A 19235-nucleotide genomic window follows, 5' to 3' on the forward strand; every position below is an offset into this window, starting at 1 on the left:
CGCCAGCAGGAGACCGCGTTTTGCCAATGAAACTCGCGCGCCGACAGATCGCCACTGCCTTTGCGGCTGCGGTCCTGATCCTGGCCCCCCTGCGCGCGGCGGCAGAGGATGTCACCGTCTTTGCCGCCGCCAGCCTGGGCGGCGCGCTGGACAATGTGGCCGCAGACTGGACGGACAAGACCGGATCGACCGTCACCCTTTCCTATGCGGGGTCATCGGCACTGGCCAATCAGATCCAGCAAGGCGCGCCGGCCGATATCTTCATTTCCGCCAGCACAGATTGGATGGATGCGCTTGCAGCTTCGGGCGATCTGCGGGCTGGCACGCGGCGCGACATTCTGGGCAACCGGCTGGTGCTGATCGCGCATGGGCCGGATGCGGCGGCTGTCGCTATCGACGCGCAGCTTGATCTGGCCGGATTGCTGGGCGACGGGCGCTTGTCGATGGCGCTGGTCGATGCGGTGCCGGCAGGGCTTTATGGCAAGACCGCCCTGACGGCGCTGGGGCTATGGGACAGCATCGCGCCCTTGGTCGCACAATCGGACAATGTGCGCAGCGCGCTGAGCTTTGTCGCGCTGAACGAGGCGCCCTTGGGCATTGTCTATGCCACCGATGCCGCCGCCGAAGACAACGTCAGCATCATCGGCACCTTCCCCGCCGCCAGCCATCCGCCGATCACCTATCCCGCCGCGATCACCGCGCAAAGCGACAGCGCCCAAGCCGCGGCATTCCTCGATCATCTGACATCGCCAGAGGCCCGCGCGATCTGGCAATCTTACGGGTTCAGCGTGCCGGATTGATGGGGGGCAATTGGACAGAATGGCTGGGTCCGGCAGAATGGCAGGCGGTGCGGCTATCGCTGCGCGTGGCCTTCTGGGCGACGCTGGCCAGCCTGCCTTTGGGCATAATCGTCGCCTATGCGCTGGCGCGCTGGGATTTCTGGGGCAAACAGCTGCTGAACGGCATCGTGCATCTGCCGCTGATCCTGCCCCCGGTGGTGACGGGCTATTTGCTGCTGATCACCTTCGGGCGGCGCGGCCCGGTGGGTGAATTCCTTGACCAATGGTTCGGGATCATCCTGTCGTTCCGCTGGACCGGTGCCGCCGTGGCCGCCGCGATCATGGCCTTTCCGCTGATGGTGCGCGCGATCCGGCTGTCGATCGAGGCGGTGGACCCCAAGCTCGAAGCCGCCGCCAGCACGCTGGGTGCCGCGCGCATTTGGGTCTTTGCCACGGTCACGCTGCCGCTGATCCTGCCCGGCATCATCACCGGCGCGATCCTTGCCTTTGCCAAGGCGATCGGAGAATTCGGGGCGACGATCACTTTCGTGTCCAACATCCCCGGCCAGACGCAGACGATCCCATCCGCGATCTATGCCTTTTTGCAAGTGCCGGGCGGGCAGGATCAGGCCACACGGCTGGTCATCATCGCCGTCCTCATCGCCATGGCGGCGCTGGTCCTGTCCGAATACCTTGCGCGGCGGGTTGCCAAACGGGTGGCGGGATCATGACGCTGCGGATCAATGTCCAGCATCGTTTCGCGGGGTTCGATCTGGATGTCGATCTGGACCTGCCGCCGGGTGTCAGCGTCCTTTTCGGCCCGTCAGGATCGGGCAAGACAACGCTGATCAACGCCGTGGCGGGGCTTTTGCGTCCCGATCAAGGGCGGATCACGGTGGATGATTGGGTCTTGCTGGATACCGCCAGCCGCCGCAATATCGCCCCGCACCGGCGGCGCACCGGCTATATCTTTCAGGATGCCCGGCTGTTTCCGCATCTGAATGTGCGCCAGAACCTGGCCTATGGGCGCTGGTTCGCGCCGCGCGATGCGCGGGTGGCCAGCATGGACCGCACGGTGGAAATGCTGGGCATCGGCCATCTGCTGACCCGCCGCCCCGCCAGCCTGTCAGGCGGCGAAAAGCAGCGCGTCGCCATCGGCCGTGCGCTGCTGTCAGGGCCAAGGCTGATCCTTGCCGATGAACCGCTGGCCGCGCTGGACGAGGCGCGCAAGGCCGAAATCCTGCCCTATTTCGAACGGCTGCGCGACGAGGTGGCGGTGCCGATCCTTTACGTCAGCCACGCCTCGGCCGAGGTGGCGCGGCTGGCCACCACCGTTGTTGCGCTGCGCGCGGGCCGCGTCATCGCCTGCGGACCGCCCGCGCAGGTGCTGGGCGATGTCGGCGTCGTCGGCGCGCGGGGGGCGGCATCGCTGTTGACAGCGCAGGTCGTGGCGCATCACGCGGACGGGCTGACCGAGTTGATCACCCCGGCTGGCACGCTTTGGTTGCCGCGTATCGGGGATGCGGCGGGGGCGACGCTGCGGGTGCGGATCATGGCGCAGGATGTGATCCTGTCGCGCGACCGGCCTGCGGGGCTGTCTGCGCTGAATATCCTGCAAGGCAAGATCAGCGATCTGCGGTTTGGCGAGGGGCCGGGCGCGATGGTGACATTGGCCATCGGTCCAGACCGCCTTGCCGCCCGCATCACCCGCCGATCCGCCGAGGCGATGGGGCTGGCCACAGGCCAGACCTGCCACGCCGTGATCAAATCGGTCGCCGTGGCCCCCGATGCCATTGGCACGGGGCGCTAGGATCAGCCCAGCATCCCGCGATTGAACCGCTGTTCCAGCAGCTTGAACATCAGCGCCAGCAGCCCCGCGATCACCATATAGACCACCGCGAGCAGCAGCAGCGGTTCATAGATGATGAATGTATCCTGCCGCACGCGGCTTGATACGGCATAGATCTCGATCACTGTGATCGTGGCGACCAGCGGGGTCGCTTTGAGTTGCAGCACGGTTTCGCCGCCCAAGGTCGGCAACGCCCGTTGCAGCGCCTGCGGAAACCAGATCCGCCGAAAGATCGCAATCCGGCCCATGCCCATGGACCGTGCCGCCTCTAGCTGACCGGCGCCCACGGATTTGAACGCACCGCGCAGCACCTCGCCCTCATAGCCCGCGAAACTAAGTGATAAGGCTAACAATGCATAGGGCCAGGCTTGCCGCAGATAGGGCCAAAGCTCGCTTTCCCGGATCCAGGGGAATTGCGGAAACAGGCTGCCAACGCCGAAATAAATCAGCCACAGCTGCAACAACAAGGGCGTGCCACGGATCACCGTGCAGAAGGCGCGCGCGGGCGCGGCCAGAAACCGCGGCCCCGCCGCCTGCGCCAGCCCCAAAGGCACCGCCAGCGCAAAGCCGATCAGGCAGCTGAGACCCAGCAGCCACAAGGTCCGCCAGATGCCCTGCAATGCCAGATCGTAATAGCGCGGAATCCAGTCCCAGCGCAGCGAAAGCGCGGCCCAGATCACAAGGCCCAGCGCCAGCGCGATCATGATAATCCGGTGCGGCACGAAAACCTCTTCTGCGATCCGCTGACGGGTCATTGTGCCGCCTGCCCGCGCCGATAGCGCGCCTCGATCCAGCCAAAGATGCGGCCCGACAGCAGCGTCATCGCCAGATAAAGCGCCCCCGCCGCCAGAAAGAACGTGAAATAGGCCCGCGTCGATCCCGCCGCCTGCCGCGTTTCCAGCGTCAGTTCGGAAAAGCCGACGATGGCCAGCAATGCGGTATCCTTGGTCGCGATCAGCCAGAGGTTCGACAGGCCCGGCAGCGCCAAGGGCAGCATCGCGGGAAAGGTCACGCGCCGAAAGGTCTGGACCGCGCCCATGCCGTAGGCGCGCGCCGCCTCGTGCTGGCCGCGCGGCACGGATTGGATTGCGCCGCGCAAAACCTCGGTCGCATAGGCGCCCTGCACGATGCCCAGCACGGCGATCCCGGCGACGACGCCCGAAATCTCAACCGGTCGCTGGCCCAGCGCGCGCAGGGCCTGATTAAGCAGATCGGTGCCCGCGTAATAAAGGATCAGGATCAGGATCAGTTCCGGCACCGCGCGCACGACGACCGTATAGACCGACAGCAGATCGCGCGTCACAGGCCCGCCATGCAGCTTGCCCAGCGCGCCCGCCGTGCCGATCAGCAGCCCCAGCGCAAAGGCCCCAAGGGCGATTTGCAAACTGGCCAAAGCGCCGCGCAGCAAATTACCCCCCCAGCCCGGCGGCTGGAGGGACAAAAGACCGACCGTTGTTTCCAGCCCCGGCCAGAGGGCGTAAAGCCAGTCCAACACCCGTGATTAATTGCCGTAGATCGAGGTGGCGAAATAACGCGCCGTGATCTCGTCATAGGTGCCGTCGGCGATGATCGCTGCGATGCCTGCGTTGATCGCCTCACGTAGGGCGTCATCACCTTTGCGCACACCGGCACCGACGCCGGACCCTAGGATATCCTCGTCAGGGGCGACGGCGCCTTTGACCTCGCAACAGGCACCGGCTTCGGTGGCCAGGAAATCATCCATCGCCAGACTATCGGCCTGTGTCGCGTCGATCCGGCCTGCGGCAAGGTCCTGGTTCGCCTCGTCCTGGGTCTGATAGGTGCGCAATTCGGTCGCAGCTTCGAAATAGGCCTGCGCATAGGTCTGGTGGATGGTGGAAACCTGCACGCCCAGCACCTTGCCAGCAAGGCTTTCGGGGGTGGCGTCCATGTCCATGTCACGCTGGCCCACGATCACGGTCGGCGTGTTGTAATAGGGGTCGGAAAAGTCGATCGTCTGCATCCGGTCGGCCGTGATCGACATCGACGCCATGATCGTGTCGATCCGGCCCGACACCAGCGCGGGGATGATCCCGTCCCATGCGGTCGGCGTCAGCACGCAATCAAGTGCGGCGGCGGTGCAGACAGCGTCGATGATCTCGACCTCCCAGCCCACCCAATTGCCCGCCGCATCGGGCGAGGCAAACGGCGGATAGGGTTCAGCCGCAATGCCGATACGCACCTCTTGGGCCTGCGCCAGACCGGCGACAGCAATCAGCGCGGTGGTCGCGAGAAGGGTCTTCGTCTTCATGATATCTCTCTCCTTGTTGCACATCAGAGCGCTTTGCGCGCTTCTTGATCATCCCGCAGCACCGCCATTGGCGCGGCGTTCGCCAATGCTGCGGCGCGTCAAAGCGCATCGCAGCATTTTTGTGATTGTATCTGGCCAAAATGGCAGCAATTATTCAAGTGTATAATTTCAGCTAAAGAAGAACATCATGCGCTTTGGTGCCGAAGACCGATCAAAACCCCTTGCCGCCGTGATCATGCGCGCCCCCGGCCCCGCCATGGCCAAGGCCCGCCCGCAAGACTGGCATTACGGCGCGGGATTCGACCCTGCCCGCGCGGAAATCCAGCATGCGGAACTGGCACGGATCGTCACCGCCAGCGGAGCAAAGCTGCATTGGATGCCCTCTGCCGATGACGGATTGTCAGACGCGGTTTTCGTGCAGGACCCGTCCTTTGTGACCCGCCACGGCGCTGTGATCCTGAACATGGGCAAGGCCCTGCGCCGCGCCGAACCGGATATGCATGCTGCCTTTTATGACAGCATCGGCGTGCCGGTGATCGGGCGGCTGACGGGGGATGCCACGGTCGAATCGGGCGATTGTTTCTGGCTTGATCCAGACACGCTGGCCGTGGGGCGCGGCGTGCGCAGCAATCAGGCGGGTATTGCCGCGCTGGCGGATATCCTGCGCCCTTACGGCATCATTGTGCAGGCCTATGACTTGCCCTATTGGACCGGACCCGCCGCCTGTCTGCATTTGATGTCGCTGGTGTCGCCCCTTGGCCCCGATATCGCGCTGATCCATGCGCCTTTGCTGCCCTATGCTCTCTGGTCCGATATGAAAGCGCGCGGCTGGACCCTGCTACATGCGCCCGAGGATGAATTCTTGGCCTCGGGTGGGCTGAGCCTGAATGTCCTCGCGCTGCGCCCGCGCGATGTGGTGATGGTCGACGGCTTCCCGCAGACCCGCGCCTTGATGGAAAACGCAGGCTGCAAGGTGCAGGTCTTCGCGGGTGACGCGCTCTGCATCGCCTGCGAGGGTGGCCCCACCTGCCTGACGCGTCCGGTGCTGCGCGCATGACCGCGCGCCGCACCTTCAAACGCGAGGGCGAAGAGGCACGCCGTGCCGCGCTGATCGATGCCACGCTGGATTGCATCGCCGAAGGTGGGCCGCAGGCGGCAACCGTGCGCGCCATCGCATTGAAGGCCGGTGTCACGCCGGGGCTGATCAAGCATTATTTCGATACCAAGGAAGAGCTTGTCGCCAGCGCCCATGAAACCCTGATGACCCGCATGACCGAGGCAAGTGCCGCCGCCCTTGACGATCTGCCCGCCGATCCGCTGGCGCGGCTGGCAGGGTTCATCGCCAATGCGGTCACGCCGCCGGTCGTCGATCCGCGCGCCATGGCGCTGTGGGCGGCGTCCATGCAGCTGGTGCCGCGCGATGCCGCGATGCGCGAGGTGCATGAAGCGACCTATCTGGCGTTCCGCGACCGGCTGGAAGGGATGATCGCCGATGCCCTGCGCAGCACGGGCAAACCGCATGACAGGGCCACGACCCGCGCCTTTGCCATCGCGGGCAATGCGCTGCTGGACGGGCTGTGGATCGAGGCCTCTGTCCTGCCCGACCAATTTGCGCAAGGCGAGATGCGCGCCATCGCGATCCGCACCTTGGCGCGGCTGCTTGATCTGAAATTACCGGAGTAAATAATGCAATATGCAGATGTCACCACGCGCCTTGCGGGGCTTGGGTCGGATAAATGGGTGCTGAGTGCCACCGCCAATGCGCGCATCCGCGCGGGCGAGGCGATCATCAACCTGACCATCGGTGAACCCGATGTGCCGACGCCTGACATGCTGATCCAAAGTGCTGTCGCGGCGATGCATGCAGGGCGCACTGGCTATTCGAACGGCCGCGGTGAACCCGCGCTGCTGGCAGCATTGGCGGGCAAATATAGTGCCCTGACAGGCCGCAGCATCGGCACCGACCGCTTTCTTTGCCTGCCCGGCACGCAGACATCGCTGTATCTGGTGCTGACAGCGCTTTGCGATCCCGGCTGCGAGGTGATCTTGGGCGATCCGATGTATGCCACCTATGAAGGCTTGATCCGCGCCTCGGGGGCGGTGCCGGTGCCTGTCAGCCTTGACCCCGCCCATGCGTTCCGCCTGCAAGCGGCGGATGTGGCAGCCGCGATCACCCCTGCGACGCGCGTCATCATGCTCAACACGCCGCATAACCCCACCGGCGCGATCCTGCGGCCTGCCGATCTGGACGCGATCTGCGCTGTGGCGGCGGAACATGACCTTTGGGTCGTCTCGGACGAGGTTTATGGCAACCTGACCCATGATGGCGCGGTATTCACATCCGCGCTGGCCAATCCCGCCTATGAGGACCGCGTGATCGTGACCGCCTCGATCTCGAAATCGCATGCCGCGCCGGGGTTCCGGTCGGGCTGGGTCTGCGGGCCTGCCGATTTCTGCACCCGCGCGTTGCCTTTGTCGGAAACCATGCTGTTCGGATCGCAGCCTTTCATCGCCGATATGACAGCGCAGGCGGTGGCGGGCGCGCCCGATCTGGCCAGCGCCATGGCCGCCCGCATGGCGCGGCGCGCAGGCATCATCCATACCGCGCTGGATAATGTCGCCGGTCTGCATGTCCATAAACCCGAGGCGGGGATGTTCGCGCTAGTCGATATCCGCGCGCTAAGCCAGGATTCGCAAGCCTTTGCGCTGGCGCTGCTCAAGGCCGAGGCTGTCGCCGTCATGCCCGGGGCCTCCTTTGGCAAGGCCTTTGAAGGCTGGCTGCGGCTGGCGCTGAACGCCAGCGACGATGCCACGCAGGAGGCTTGCACGCGGATCAAACGCTTTGCGATGGGCTGGCCGCGATGACCAGCGTCGCGCAATGCCTTGTGCGCTGGTTGCGGCAGATGGGGGTCGAGGTGATCTTTGGCATCCCCGGCGTGCATACGATCGAATTATATCGCGCCCTGCCCGATGCGGGCATCCGCCATGTCACCCCGCGGCACGAGGCGGGGGCGGGTTTCATGGCCGATGGCTATGCCCGGGTGTCGGGGCGGTTCGGCGTGGCGCTGGTGATCACCGGGCCGGGACTGACCAATATCCTGACCCCGATGGCGCAGGCGCGCGCGGATTCGGTGCCGATGCTGGTGATTTCGGGCGTGAACCGGCGCGACACTCTGGGCAAGGGGTTGGGGCATTTGCACGAACTGCCCGATCAACTGGCGCTGAGCGCGACACTGGGTCCGGCGTTTCATCTGGACCAGCCCGGCGATCTGGCCGCGATGCTTGACCAGATCAGCATTGCCCTGACCAGCGGGCGCGGCAGGCCGGTGCATCTGCAAATCCCGCTGGATCTGATGGCCGCCAAAGTGCCTGAGGCCCTGCCCCTGCCCAAGACCGGACAGGCACCTGTGCCCGATGTCAGCGCCGCAAATACCCTGCTGGCGCAAGCGCAAAACCCTGTCATCATCGCCGGCGGTGGCTGCCGCCGCGCGGGTGCGGCGCTGCAAGCTTTGGCCGAACGCCTTGGCGCGCCGGTGATCCTGACCACCAATGCGCGCGGGCTGATGCATGGCCATCCGCTGCTGGTGCCCGCCGCGCCCAGCCTTGGGCCGGTGCGTGATCTGATCGCTGCGGCGGACCGGGTGCTGGTGCTGGGCTCCGAGATCGGGCCGACCGATTGGGACATGTATGACGATGGCGGGCTGCCGGATCTTGCGCAGATGATCCGCGTCGATATCGACGCCGCCCAATTGGCGCGGCACCCTGCCGCCGTGACGCTGCAAGGTGATCTGGCCGCGATCCTGCCGCTGCTGCATGGTGCGACCAGCGCCAGTGGTGCGGACCGCGCAGCCCAGACGCGGCAAGCGGCCTTTGCCGCCCTGCCCGCGGGCTATGCGGCCGAGATCACCTTGCTGAACCGCCTGCGCGACACCTGCCCCGGCGCGATCATGGTCGGGGATTCCACGCAAGTGATCTATGCGGGCAACCTTTATTACGACCACGACCGGCCCTGCGGCTGGTTCAATGCGGCGACGGGCTATGGCGCGCTTGGCTATGCGCCGGGGGCGGCGGTAGGGGCTGCGCTGGCAGCGCCTGAGGCGCGCATCCTGTGCCTGATCGGCGATGGCGGGCTGATGTTCAGCCCCGGCGAGATGCTGACAGCGGTCGAGGAAAAGCTGAACGTCACCTTCATCGTGTTCAACAACGCAGGCTATGGCGAGATCGCAGATGCGATGAAAGCCGCAGGCGCGCAGGTGCTGGGCTGCACCCCGCGCCCGCCGGATTTCGCCGATCTTGCGCGCGCCTGCGGCCTGCCGTTTACCCGCACCACGCCCGATGCAATCGAGGCAACGCAATCCGGCCCCCGCATGATCGAGATCACCCTGCCCCCCGTCACGACCGCCTGATCCGGCTGGGCGGCAGACCGAACCGCCGCCGGAAAGCGCGCGAAAAGCTGGTGGGATCGACAAACCCGCAGCGCAGCGCGATATCACGCAGATCGTGGCGCGTATCCGTCACCATCCGGCGCGCGGTCTGCAAGCGCAGGTCCAGATAGGCCGCCCCCGGCCCCTGCCCCAGATTATCGCGGAACAATTGCTCCATCCGGCGCAGGCCCAGTCCCTGCGCACGCGCGATTGCCTCTAGCGGCAAGGGGTCTTCCAGATGCGCATTCATCAGCGCCAGCGCCCCCGCCAGCCGCGCATCACGGGCGACAGGCAACAGGCCGGGGCGCTGCGGGCGGCTGCCATCGGCTTGCGGTTCGTATTGGAACGAGGCCGCGACCTGCCCCGCCAGCCCCGCGCCACAGCGTGCGCCGATCAGATGCAGCATCAGGTCCGCCGCAGGGGCCGCCCCGCCTGCCGTAAACCGGTTGCGCGAAATGACAAAACGGTCGGGGACGACATCGACCGCAGGGTGGGCGCTGGCGAAATCCTCCAGATCTTCCCAATGCACGGTCGCGCGGTGACCATCCAGCAGACCCGCCCGCGCCAGCACCCAAGGGCCAGCATCGACCGCCCCGACCGCGCGGAACCGCCCCGCGATCCGGCGCAGACCCGCAATCAGGGGGCGCGTCGCCACCTCTGACTGGTTATAGCCTGCCACGACAATCAGCGCATCGGCGCCCTCTGCCGCTGCAAGCGGGCCAATCGCAGGCAAGGCGATCCCGCAGGTCAGCGCCACGTCATCGCCCGAGGGGGACACCACCCGCCAGCGGAACCTGTCCTGCCCCAGATGCCGGTTGGCGTTGCGCAAAGGGTCCAGCACCGAGGCGACCTCTAGGATCGAGGCGCGCGGCAACACCAGCACGGCGATATCAAGCGGCTGATCAGAGGCTGCAAAAATGCTTTCGTAAATAGTCATAATATTTTCGTAAAACGCCAAGCGACCGCTTGCAACCCTGCTAGCCTGACCACCAAGGAGGATATTATGCCACTTTCCATGAACCGCGATGTTTTCATCACCTGCGCCGTCACCGGATCGGGCGGCACGCAGGATATGTCGCCCCATGTCCCCCGCTCGCCCGAACAGATCGCAAATGCCGCCATCGACGCGGCCAAGGCGGGGGCGGCCATCGTCCATTGCCATGTGCGCGACCCCGAAACCGGCAAACCGTCGCGCGATGCAGCCCTTTACCGCGAAGTGACAGACATTATCCGCGCTGCCGATACCGATGTGATCCTGAACCTGACCGCCGGCATGGGTGGCGATCTGATGTTTGACGGCACCGAAGCCATGCATCTGATGTCGCCCAAATCCGACATGGCGGGGGCGGCGGAACGGGTGCAGCATGTGCTGGATTGCCGCCCCGAGATTTGCACGCTCGATTGCGGCACGATGAATTTCGCCGAGGCCGATTACGTCATGGTCAACACCCCCGGCATGCTGCGCGATATGGCCGCGCGGATGGTGGCCAGCGGCGTGCGGATCGAGATCGAGGCATTCGATACCGGCCATCTGTGGTTCGCCAAACAACTGGTCACCGAAGGCATCATCCCCGCCCCCGTGCTGGTGCAGCTTTGCATGGGTGTGCCATGGGGCGCGCCGGATGATCTGAACACCTTTCTGGCCATGGTGAACAATGTGCCGCCCGATTGGCATTGGTCGGCTTTCGCGCTGGGGCGCAATGAAATGCCCTATGTCGCGGCCTCTGTGCTGGCGGGCGGCAATGTGCGGGTCGGGCTAGAGGATAATCTCTACCTGTCCAAAGGCGTGCTGGCCACCAACGCGCAACTGGTCGAAAAGGCCGCCAGCATCATCGAAAACATGGGCGCGCGGGTGATCGGGCCGGATGCCGTCCGCGACCGCCTGCATCTGACGAAACGGGCGCCGCTATGAAGGCCGCGATCATCGGCGGTGGCGTGATTGGCGGCGGCTGGGCGGCGCGGTTTTTGCTCAACGGTTGGGATGTCGCGGTCTTTGACCCCGACCCCGACGCCCCGCGCAAGATTGACGCCGTGCTGGACAATGCCAAACTGTCACTGCCTGCCCTGTCGGATGTGCCGCTGCCCGCGATGGGACAGCTGCGCTTTGCGACCAGCTTGGCCGAGGCTGTGACGGGCGCGGATTACATTCAGGAATCGGTGTCAGAGCGGCTGGATTTGAAACACCGCGTCTATGCCGAAATCCAGCAGGTCGCACCCGATGCGCCGCTCGGTTCCTCCACCTCCGGCTATAAGCCGTCGCAATTGCAGCAAGGCGCGATCAACCCCGCGACGATCTTTGTCGCCCATCCGTTCAACCCCGTCTATTTGCTGCCACTGGCCGAGGTCGTGCCCAGCCCCGCCAGCGACCCCGCCCTGATCGAAGGGGTGAAGGACATCCTGCGCAGCATCGGCATGTTCCCCCTGCATCTGCGCAAGGAAATCGACGCCCATATCGCTGACCGGTTCCTCGAAGCCGTCTGGCGCGAGGCGCTCTGGCTGGTCAAGGACGGCATCGCCACGACCGCGGAAATCGACGAGGCGATCCGCATGGGCTTTGGCCTGCGCTGGGGCCAGATGGGCCTGTTCGAAACCTACCGGATCGCGGGCGGCGAAGCGGGGATGAAACATTTTCTGGCACAATTCGGCCCCTGCCTGACATGGCCCTGGACCAAATTGATGGATGTGCCCGACTTCAACGACGAATTGGTCGATCTGATCGCAGGCCAATCCGACGCACAATCGGGGCATCACACGATCCGCGAGTTGGAACGCATCCGCGACAGCAATCTGGTGGGCTTTCTGCGGGTGCTCAAAGACCGCGACTGGGGCGCAGGCCGCGTGCTGAAAGCGCATGATGCGGCAAGGCGCGATACAGTGCCGGTGCTGGACGCCGCCGCCCCGCTGGTGCGCTTGCAGGTGTTGCCCAGCTGGATCGATTATAACGGCCATATGACCGAAAGCCGCTATCTATTTGCTGGCTCTGAAACCTCGGATGCGCTGTTGCGGCTGATCGGGGCGGATATGGATTATGTCGCAGGCGGGCACAGCTATTACACCGCCGAAACCCATATCCGGCATCTGGGCGAGGCGAAACTGGGCGATCATCTGACCGGTGCGGTGCAGGTGCTGGCGGCAGATGAAAAGCGGCTGCATATCTTCATGACCATCGCGCGTGATGGGCAGGCCGTGGCGACGCTGGAACAGATGCTGCTGCATGTGGATATGGCCGCCGGCAAGACCTGCCCCGCCGCCCCCGCCGTGCTGGACCGGTTGTTCGCGATCCGCGACGCCCATGCGGCGCTGCCCCGCCCCGCCGCTGCGGGCCGCCAGATCGGACAGGGGAAAAGCTGATGCATTTTGGCATGACCGACGAACAGCGGATGATCGTCGAGACGACCCGCGCATTCGTGGAGGCAGAGCTTTACCCGCATGAAGCGCTGGTCGAACGCACCGGCCATCTGCCGATGGAGCTGATCCGCGAGATCCAGTCCAAGGCGATGGCGGCGGGGCTTTATGCCGCCAATATGCCCGAAGAGGTCGGCGGCGCGGGTCTCGATACCCTGTCATGGCTGCTTTACGAACGCGAATTGGGGCGTGCCAATTACGCGCTGCACTGGACCTGCGTCGCGCGGCCCTCGAACATCCTGCTGGCGGGGACCGAGGCGCAACGACAGAAGTATTTGTATCCCTGCCTGCGCGGCGAGACATGGGATTGTCTGGCGATGACCGAACCGGGCGCGGGGTCCGACCTGCGCGGCATGCAGGCCAGCGCGCGGCAGGATGGCAGCGACTGGGTGCTGAACGGCACCAAACATTTCATCAGCCATGCCGATATCGCGAGTTTCACCATCGCCTTCATGGCCACCGGCGAAGAGGACACGCCACGCGGCAAAAAGAAAAAGATCACTGCCTTTTTCGTGGACAAAGGCACGCCCGGTTTCACGCTGCGTGAGGGCTACCGCAACGTCAGCCACCGCGGCTATTCCAATGCCATTCTGGACTTCGACGATTGCCGCGTGCCTGCCGAGAATATCCTTGGTGAAGTCCACAAAGGCTTCGAGGTCGCCAATGACTGGCTGGGGGCTACGCGATTGCAGGTCGCGGCCACCTGTCTGGGACGTGCCGACCGCGCACTGGACCTTGCGGTGCGCTATGCGGCGGAACGGCGCCAGTTCGGCCAAGCGATCGGCAAGTTCCAAGGCGTCAGCTTCAAGCTGGCCGATATGGCAATGGAGCTGAAAGCCGCCGAATTGCTGACATGGGAGGCCGGTTGGAAGTTCGATCAAGGCAGCGTCACCGAAGCCGATATGGCCATGGCCAAGCTGAAAGCCAGCGAGGTGCTGGCCATGGTCGCGGATGAGGCGATCCAGATCCATGGCGGGATGGGATTGATGGATGACCTGCCACTGGAACGGATCTGGCGCGATGCGCGGGTCGAACGGATCTGGGAAGGCACCAGCGAAATCCAGCGGCACATCATCAGCCGCCAACTTTTGCGCCCGCATGAAAGCTAGCAGGGGGCTGTCTGCCCCCTCGGCGCTGCGCGCCTCACCCCCGAGGATATTTTTGAACAAATGAAACGGAATATTAACCAATGCATGGCAGGCTGACACGGCGGTACAGGGGGGGACCCCGATGACCGCAACAGGTGAAGTTTCTCTGTCCCGCGCAGACGGGACAGGGCGACGCCTGCTCTTCATTTGTTCAAAAATATCCTGGGGGTCTGGGGGCAAGGCCCCCAGCTGCCTGCGCCGCAGGCAGGGGCTGGCATGACCGATCTGTCGCGCCTGCTGCGACCGCGCAGCATTGCTGTCCTTGGCTCTGGCTGGGCCGCCAATGTGGTCGAACAATGCCAGCGCATGGGGTTCGATGGCCCGGTCTGGCCTGTGCATCCGACGCGGGACCAGATCGGTGGTCTGCGATGCTACCCCACACTCGCCGCGCTGCCCATGGCGCCCGATGCCACCTTTATCGGCGTCAACCGGCATGCAACGCTTGACGTGGTCGGCGCATTGGCGGCCATGGGCGCGGGCGGGGCGATCTGTTTCGCCTCTGGCTGGCGCGAGACCGGCGATGGCGATCTGCAGGATGCGCTGGTGGCGCAGGCGGGGGCGATGCCGATCCTTGGGCCGAATTGCTATGGCCTCATAAACTACCTCGACGGTGCGCTGCTGTGGCCTGACCAGCATGGCGGGCGGCGGGTGGAACGTGGTGTCGCATTGCTGAGCCAATCCTCCAACATAATCATCAACCTGACGATGCAGGCGCGCGGCTTGCCTGTCGCCTATGTCGCCTGTCTGGGCAATGCCGCCCAGGTCGGGCTTGCGCAGCTGGCAGCCGCTTTGCTGGCCGATGACAGGGTCACAGCGCTTGGGCTTTATATCGAAGGGCTGGGCGATGCCTCCGATTTCGCCGCCTTGGCAGAGGCCGCACGGGCCGCAGGCAAAGGCATCGTTGCGATCAAATCGGGCAAGACGGCGGCGGCGCAATCGGCCGCGGCCTCGCATACCGCGTCGCTGGCGGGGGGGGCTGCGGCCTCTTCGGCCTATCTGCGCCAGATCGGTGTGGCAGAGGTGAACACACCAGCAGAATTGCTTGAGACGCTCAAGATCCTGCATCTGCATGGGCCGGGCCTGGGCAAACGGCTCTGTGCTTTGGCCTGTTCGGGGGGCGAGGCGGGGTTGGTCGCGGATCTGGCCGCCCCTTTCGGGCTGGATTTTCCGCCGCCCGCACCGGCGCAGGCAGACCGGCTGGCTGCCACGCTCGGCCCGCTGGTGACAATCGCCAATCCGATGGATTACCAGACCTTCATCTGGGGCGACGGGCCGCGCACGACCGAGGTTTTCACCACCATGTTGGCCGGCTATGACGCGGGGCTGTTCATCATCGACCCGCCGCGCCCTGACCGCTGCGATCCGGCCAGTTTTGTCCCCGCGCTAGAGGCCATCGTCAGCGCCGCGCAGGCCACAGGCAAACCCGCCTTTCCCCTGGCCTCTTTGCCGGAAAATTTCGACGAGGACCGCGCCATCGCCTTGATGGATCAGGGCATCGCACCGCTGATGGGGCTGGAAACAGCGCTGGCGGCCTTGCGCGCCGCACAGGTCACGCCCGGCCGCGCAGGGTGGCGTAACTGGTGCCCCAGCGCGCCGACCAGTGCGCTGGTCTTGCTGGACGAGGCGGCAGCCAAGGCGCTGCTGGCTGCGGCGGGGATTGCCGTGCCACGCGGCGCAACAGCGCAGAGGCTGCCCGCGCTCATATCCGCTGCCAAAGATCTGACACCGCCCTTGGCGCTGAAAGGGCTGGGATTCGCCCATAAAACCGAGGCCGGGGCCGTGCGGCTGCATCTTGCCACGCTTGACGGACAGGCCGAGATGCCGGGGGCTGCCGGCTATTTGGCCGAGGAAATGGTGACAGGTGCCATCGCAGAATTGCTGATCGGCGCGCGCCGCGATCCGGTTTACGGCGCGACGCTGACGCTGGGGTTTGGCGGTGTGACGGCGGAATTGCTGGCCGATACGGTGACGCTGGTCCTGCCGGTGACCGCGACAGAGATCGCGGATGGCTTGCGCCGGTTGACGCTCTGGCCGCTGCTGGATGGCTATCGCGGCAGGCCGCGCGCCGATCTGGCGGCGGTGATCCGCAGCGCGCTGGCCTTGCAGGAGATGCTGACAACCGACAGGATGCTTGAGGAAATTGAAATCAATCCGCTGATCGTCGGCAGCAATTTTGCCGTGGCCGCGGATGCCGTGATCTGGAAGGACACCCGATGATGCAGATGCGCAGCGATGGCCCGATCCACACCCGCCGCGAGGGGGCCGTGCTGGAAGTCACGCTCGACCGGCCCAAGGCCAATGCGATTGATCTGGCCACCAGCCGGATCATGGGCGAGGTGTTCCGCGATTTCCGCGATGACGACAGCCTGCGGGTGGCGATCCTGCGGGCGGCGGGGGACAAGTTCTTTTGCCCCGGCTGGGATTTGAAAGCCGCGGCAGATGGTGACGCGGTCGATGCCGATTACGGCGTCGGCGGTTTCGGCGGATTGCAGGAATTGCCGCATCTCAACAAGCCGGTGATCGCCGCCGTCAACGGGATCTGCTGCGGCGGCGGGCTGGAACTGGCGCTTGGCTGCGACCTGATCCTCGCCTCTGACAACGCCAGTTTTGCGCTGCCGGAAATCCGGTCTGGCACGGTGGCGGATGCGGCCTCGATCAAATTGCCCAAGCGCATCCCCTATCATGTCGCGATGGATCTGTTGCTGACCGGGCGCTGGTTCGATGCGGAAGAGGCGCTGCGCTGGGGGCTTTTGCGCGAAATCACCAGCCCCGCCGATCTGCTGCCCAAGGCATGGGATCTGGCCCGCCTGCTGGAAAGCGGCCCGCCGCTGGTCTATGCCGCGATCAAGGAAATCGTGCGCGCGGCCGAGGATATGCGGTTTCAGGATGCGCTGAACCGGGTCACCAAACGGCAATTCGTCTCTGTTGACCGCCTTTATGCCAGCGACGACCAGAAAGAGGGCGCGCGCGCCTTTGCCGAAAAACGCGACCCGGTCTGGAAAGGCCGCTAGACCCGCCGCCCGCTGCGCACACCTTTTGATCAGGGCGGTCAGCGGGCGGCGGCACCACAAGGCGACAGCCCTGCGCCTTGCGGTGTCAAAGCTCAGGCCGTTTTGCCCTCTGCCGTGGCGTTTATGATTGCCTTGGCAAGCTTGGTCAGCTTTTCATCGGTGGCGATTTCTTCTTGCAGGGTTTCGTCCAGCAGGCTTTCGGCCTCGGTCAGGCCCAATTCGTGCGCCCAGCTTTTGAGCGTGCCATAACGGGCGATCTCGTAATGTTCGACGGCTTGGGCGGCGGCCAGAAGACCGGCATCCAGTGCGGGGCTGTCCTTGAAATCGGTGATGATTTCCTGCGCTTCGGCGATGATGCCTTCGATGGCGTCGCAGGTCTTGCCGCGTGGCTGTTTGTCAATCGCCTCGAACACGCCTGTCAGACGGTCGTATTGCGCCTGCGATTCCTGTTCATGTTGCTCGAAAGCGGCTTTCAGATCGGGGCTGTTCGCCGCGCGCGCCATCTTGCGCAGAGCCGTGCAGATCTTGCGTTCAGCATAATAGATATCCTTGAGCGTTTCGTAAAACAACGCCTCGAGCGTGTTGTTGGCCATTGTGCCTCTCCTTGTGTTGCGCTCGTGATCAACGGGGCGCGGATGGCTTTGTTCCAAAAACCGGCCCCGGGGGCCAGCGGAACAATGGCCGCGACGCGGCGTTAAGTTTGCTTGACATGGAGGATGATAAAATGATCACGGCCCCCCGTTTGGCGCTGACCCTTGTAAGCGCGACACTGGCATTGCCCCTTGCCGCGCAAACCCCCGTGACCGCCTGCCAAAGCCAGCAAAGCCTGGAACAGGCGCTGACCAGCCAGGGCGAGATCATGCCCGATGATTGCCGCGCGGTCAGCCTCGCGCGCTTGTCCAGCGACGGGCAGGATCTGTGCCTGCTGGATCTGTCGCGCGACGACGGCACCCTGATCGGCAGCCTGCGCGATGCGGCAGCGCCCGATCAATGGTGGATGCTTTGCGAAGAGCTGATGGCAGGCGCAACCGGGCCGTGACCGCAGGCTTGTTCTTTGACGGCTGGGCCGGTCCGCTGCGCATCCTTGTGGTGGGCCTGGCCGCCTATATCGGGCTGATCGTTCTGCTGCGGGCGACGGGCAAACGGACGCTGAGCAAGATGAACGCCTTTGATCTGATCGTCACGGTGGCCTTGGGGTCGACCCTTGCAACAGTCTTGCTGGATGACGCGCTGCCACTTGCCGACGGGCTGAGCGCGCTGGCGCTCTTGGTGATGCTGCAATATCTGATCACCTGGGCCTCGGTGCGGTCGCCAATGATCCGTGGTCTGGTGAAAAGCGAACCAACGCTTTTGGTCCGCGACGGCCACCACCTGCCGGTCGCGATGCGCCGCGCGCGCGTGACCATGGACGAGGTCGATGCCGCCCTGCGCCAGCAAGGCATCGCAGAGATATCACAGGTGCGGATGGTGGTGCTGGAAACCGACGGATCGCTGAGCGTAGTCGCCTAACGCGGTCAGCAATGGCGATCCCACGAGGACTCGAACCCCGAACCTGCTGATTAGAAGTCATGCCAAGATGACTGCAAGTTCAAGTCGGTAGGGTCGTCGTTTTCCAACTTTGATCGCTATTTGATTGCTCGACAATGAGGCAACCGCAGGGCGCTCCCTGAAGGACTCGAACCCTCAACCTGTCGATTAGAAGTCGACTGCTCTATCCAGTTGAGCTAAGGGAGCATCCCTTCGCATCGTTTAAACGGTCATGCCGGTTTGGGCAAGCAGGTGATGGCCTTGATTCCCTTGCCAACTTGGGCGCGAGGTGAGAAGGTTCGCCTATGAGGAACAAGAACGTACCAAGCAACAACCCTGAGTATAGAAAGCGTATGCGGGTCCAGAAGGAGCTTACCGAGCTCCTTCACGCCGAAGGTCACGGCACCCTTTTTCCGAGCGCCTCTGTGATGCCGGAAAAATCGCGGGCGAAGTACGCGATAAAGCGAGAGAGACTGATCCGCGACGGGATCAAATACGGCTTCTGGGTTCCGCAGGCACTTATCGACGAAGTGAACCCGCCGCCCGAAGAGAACCCTAGGGTGCCAGACGAGGACGACGACGGTAAAGCGCCTTCTGGGAAAGACGACGACGATGGGTCGGACGAAATCCCGATCTAACCTGCGCTGTCGTCGCGCTCGTCGTCGATGCTCCTGCCGTTGCCCGACGAAACGCACGAGACGCGGGCAAACACCCCCGAAAAATCGCCCGCTGATGGGCGTCTCGATATTTTGGGCATCGTTGCGCCTGCCAGCGCGCGATGCGCCTTAGACGCGCGCTGCTGGGCGCACAGCGAACGGGGTCG

The 19235-nt window shown here is 64.5% G+C and carries 20 protein-coding genes and 1 tRNA gene; 15 read left to right on the top strand and 6 right to left on the bottom strand.

What is annotated here, in order from left to right; translation table 11 throughout:
* The first annotated feature begins 26 nt into the window (after positions 1–26).
* The 3 genes from modA to modC are packed head-to-tail and all read left to right on the top strand — an operon-like array spanning position 27 to position 2589.
* On the top strand, positions 27–800 hold the full coding sequence (gene modA / locus LOKVESSMR4R_RS11210) for a molybdate ABC transporter substrate-binding protein (protein WP_162290754.1): 774 nt from the start codon (positions 27–29) through the stop codon (positions 798–800).
* Positions 800–1510, top strand: coding sequence for a molybdate ABC transporter permease subunit (gene modB, locus LOKVESSMR4R_RS11215; protein WP_087208429.1), 711 nt, complete (start codon positions 800–802; stop codon positions 1508–1510). Before modA ends, modB begins: the two co-directional genes overlap by 1 nt.
* Entirely contained in the window at positions 1507–2589 is a 1083-nt protein-coding gene (modC, locus tag LOKVESSMR4R_RS11220) for a molybdenum ABC transporter ATP-binding protein (protein ID WP_087208431.1), read from the top strand. The genes modB and modC overlap by 4 nt, the downstream gene beginning before the upstream one ends.
* 2 nt (positions 2590–2591) lie before the next feature.
* Here modC and LOKVESSMR4R_RS11225 read toward each other — a convergent pair whose 3' ends face one another.
* Genes LOKVESSMR4R_RS11225 through LOKVESSMR4R_RS11235 form a run of 3 tightly spaced genes read right to left on the bottom strand, consistent with a single transcriptional unit; the run spans position 2592 to position 4897 of the window.
* Positions 2592–3383, bottom strand: a complete 792-nt coding sequence (locus LOKVESSMR4R_RS11225; protein WP_087208434.1) for an ABC transporter permease — start codon at positions 3381–3383, stop codon at positions 2592–2594.
* Positions 3380–4120, bottom strand: a complete 741-nt coding sequence (locus LOKVESSMR4R_RS11230) for an ABC transporter permease (RefSeq protein WP_237331769.1) — start codon at positions 4118–4120, stop codon at positions 3380–3382. The genes LOKVESSMR4R_RS11225 and LOKVESSMR4R_RS11230 overlap by 4 nt, the downstream gene beginning before the upstream one ends.
* Positions 4121–4129: 9 nt before the next feature.
* Entirely contained in the window at positions 4130–4897 is a 768-nt protein-coding gene (locus LOKVESSMR4R_RS11235) for a transporter substrate-binding domain-containing protein (protein WP_087208436.1), read from the bottom strand.
* Positions 4898–5084: 187 nt separating this feature from the next.
* Here LOKVESSMR4R_RS11235 and LOKVESSMR4R_RS11240 point away from each other — a divergent pair, with 187 nt between their 5' ends.
* From LOKVESSMR4R_RS11240 to LOKVESSMR4R_RS11255, 4 genes are read left to right on the top strand one after another with little or no spacing between them, the layout of a single operon-like run.
* Positions 5085–5954 (top strand): dimethylarginine dimethylaminohydrolase family protein, encoded by an 870-nt coding sequence (locus tag LOKVESSMR4R_RS11240; RefSeq protein WP_087208438.1) that lies wholly within the window; start codon positions 5085–5087, stop codon positions 5952–5954.
* The gene (locus tag LOKVESSMR4R_RS11245) at positions 5951–6580 is read left to right on the top strand and encodes a TetR/AcrR family transcriptional regulator (RefSeq protein ID WP_087208440.1); all 630 of its coding nucleotides are present in this window, start codon (positions 5951–5953) and stop codon (positions 6578–6580) included. Before LOKVESSMR4R_RS11240 ends, LOKVESSMR4R_RS11245 begins: the two co-directional genes overlap by 4 nt.
* A 3-nt stretch (positions 6581–6583) precedes the next feature.
* Positions 6584–7762 carry a pyridoxal phosphate-dependent aminotransferase gene (locus LOKVESSMR4R_RS11250; RefSeq protein ID WP_087208442.1) on the top strand — a complete coding sequence of 393 codons (1179 nt, stop codon included), beginning with the start codon at positions 6584–6586 and terminating at the stop codon, positions 7760–7762.
* On the top strand, positions 7759–9303 hold the full coding sequence (locus LOKVESSMR4R_RS11255) for a 5-guanidino-2-oxopentanoate decarboxylase (RefSeq protein ID WP_087213107.1): 1545 nt from the start codon (positions 7759–7761) through the stop codon (positions 9301–9303). Before LOKVESSMR4R_RS11250 ends, LOKVESSMR4R_RS11255 begins: the two co-directional genes overlap by 4 nt.
* Here the strand turns inward: LOKVESSMR4R_RS11255 and LOKVESSMR4R_RS11260 are convergent.
* Positions 9290–10258 (bottom strand): GlxA family transcriptional regulator, encoded by a 969-nt coding sequence (locus LOKVESSMR4R_RS11260; RefSeq protein WP_087213110.1) that lies wholly within the window; start codon positions 10256–10258, stop codon positions 9290–9292. The genes LOKVESSMR4R_RS11255 and LOKVESSMR4R_RS11260 overlap by 14 nt on opposite strands.
* Positions 10259–10324: 66 nt before the next feature.
* On the opposite strand from LOKVESSMR4R_RS11260, the gene LOKVESSMR4R_RS11265 reads away from it, so the two are divergent.
* The 5 genes from LOKVESSMR4R_RS11265 (at position 10325) to LOKVESSMR4R_RS11285 (ending at position 16885) form a co-directional block, all read left to right on the top strand.
* Entirely contained in the window at positions 10325–11233 is a 909-nt protein-coding gene (locus LOKVESSMR4R_RS11265) for a 3-keto-5-aminohexanoate cleavage protein (protein WP_087208444.1), read from the top strand.
* Complete coding sequence (locus tag LOKVESSMR4R_RS11270) at positions 11230–12672, top strand: carnitine 3-dehydrogenase (protein WP_087208446.1); 1443 nt, start codon at positions 11230–11232, stop codon at positions 12670–12672. Before LOKVESSMR4R_RS11265 ends, LOKVESSMR4R_RS11270 begins: the two co-directional genes overlap by 4 nt.
* Positions 12672–13835 carry an acyl-CoA dehydrogenase family protein gene (locus LOKVESSMR4R_RS11275; protein WP_087208448.1) on the top strand — a complete coding sequence of 388 codons (1164 nt, stop codon included), beginning with the start codon at positions 12672–12674 and terminating at the stop codon, positions 13833–13835. The genes LOKVESSMR4R_RS11270 and LOKVESSMR4R_RS11275 overlap by 1 nt, the downstream gene beginning before the upstream one ends.
* Before the next feature lie 255 nt (positions 13836–14090).
* The gene (locus tag LOKVESSMR4R_RS11280; RefSeq protein WP_162290727.1) at positions 14091–16091 is read left to right on the top strand and encodes an acetate--CoA ligase family protein; all 2001 of its coding nucleotides are present in this window, start codon (positions 14091–14093) and stop codon (positions 16089–16091) included.
* Positions 16088–16885: a carnitinyl-CoA dehydratase gene (locus LOKVESSMR4R_RS11285; protein WP_087208453.1), complete on the top strand. Its 798-nt coding sequence runs from the start codon at positions 16088–16090 to the stop codon at positions 16883–16885. Before LOKVESSMR4R_RS11280 ends, LOKVESSMR4R_RS11285 begins: the two co-directional genes overlap by 4 nt.
* Positions 16886–16977: 92 nt before the next feature.
* Here the strand turns inward: LOKVESSMR4R_RS11285 and LOKVESSMR4R_RS11290 are convergent, their stop codons facing one another.
* Complete coding sequence (locus LOKVESSMR4R_RS11290; protein WP_087208455.1) at positions 16978–17478, bottom strand: ferritin-like domain-containing protein; 501 nt, start codon at positions 17476–17478, stop codon at positions 16978–16980.
* Between the two features lie 131 nt (positions 17479–17609).
* On the opposite strand from LOKVESSMR4R_RS11290, the gene LOKVESSMR4R_RS11295 reads away from it, so the two are divergent.
* Complete coding sequence (locus LOKVESSMR4R_RS11295; RefSeq protein WP_157898188.1) at positions 17610–17924, top strand: hypothetical protein; 315 nt, start codon at positions 17610–17612, stop codon at positions 17922–17924.
* Positions 17921–18394 carry a DUF421 domain-containing protein gene (locus LOKVESSMR4R_RS11300; protein WP_204248664.1) on the top strand — a complete coding sequence of 158 codons (474 nt, stop codon included), beginning with the start codon at positions 17921–17923 and terminating at the stop codon, positions 18392–18394. Before LOKVESSMR4R_RS11295 ends, LOKVESSMR4R_RS11300 begins: the two co-directional genes overlap by 4 nt.
* A gap of 151 nt (positions 18395–18545) precedes the next feature.
* On the opposite strand, the gene LOKVESSMR4R_RS11305 is transcribed toward LOKVESSMR4R_RS11300, so the two are convergent.
* Positions 18546–18619 (bottom strand) — tRNA-Arg (locus LOKVESSMR4R_RS11305).
* A 98-nt stretch (positions 18620–18717) separates the two neighbouring features.
* Here LOKVESSMR4R_RS11305 and LOKVESSMR4R_RS11310 point away from each other — a divergent pair.
* Positions 18718–19050 carry a hypothetical protein gene (locus tag LOKVESSMR4R_RS11310; RefSeq protein ID WP_087208462.1) on the top strand — a complete coding sequence of 111 codons (333 nt, stop codon included), beginning with the start codon at positions 18718–18720 and terminating at the stop codon, positions 19048–19050.
* Positions 19051–19235 lie beyond the last annotated feature (185 nt).

It is taken from the genome of Yoonia vestfoldensis, assembly GCF_002158905.1.
GTDB lineage: Bacteria > Pseudomonadota > Alphaproteobacteria > Rhodobacterales > Rhodobacteraceae > Yoonia > Yoonia vestfoldensis_B.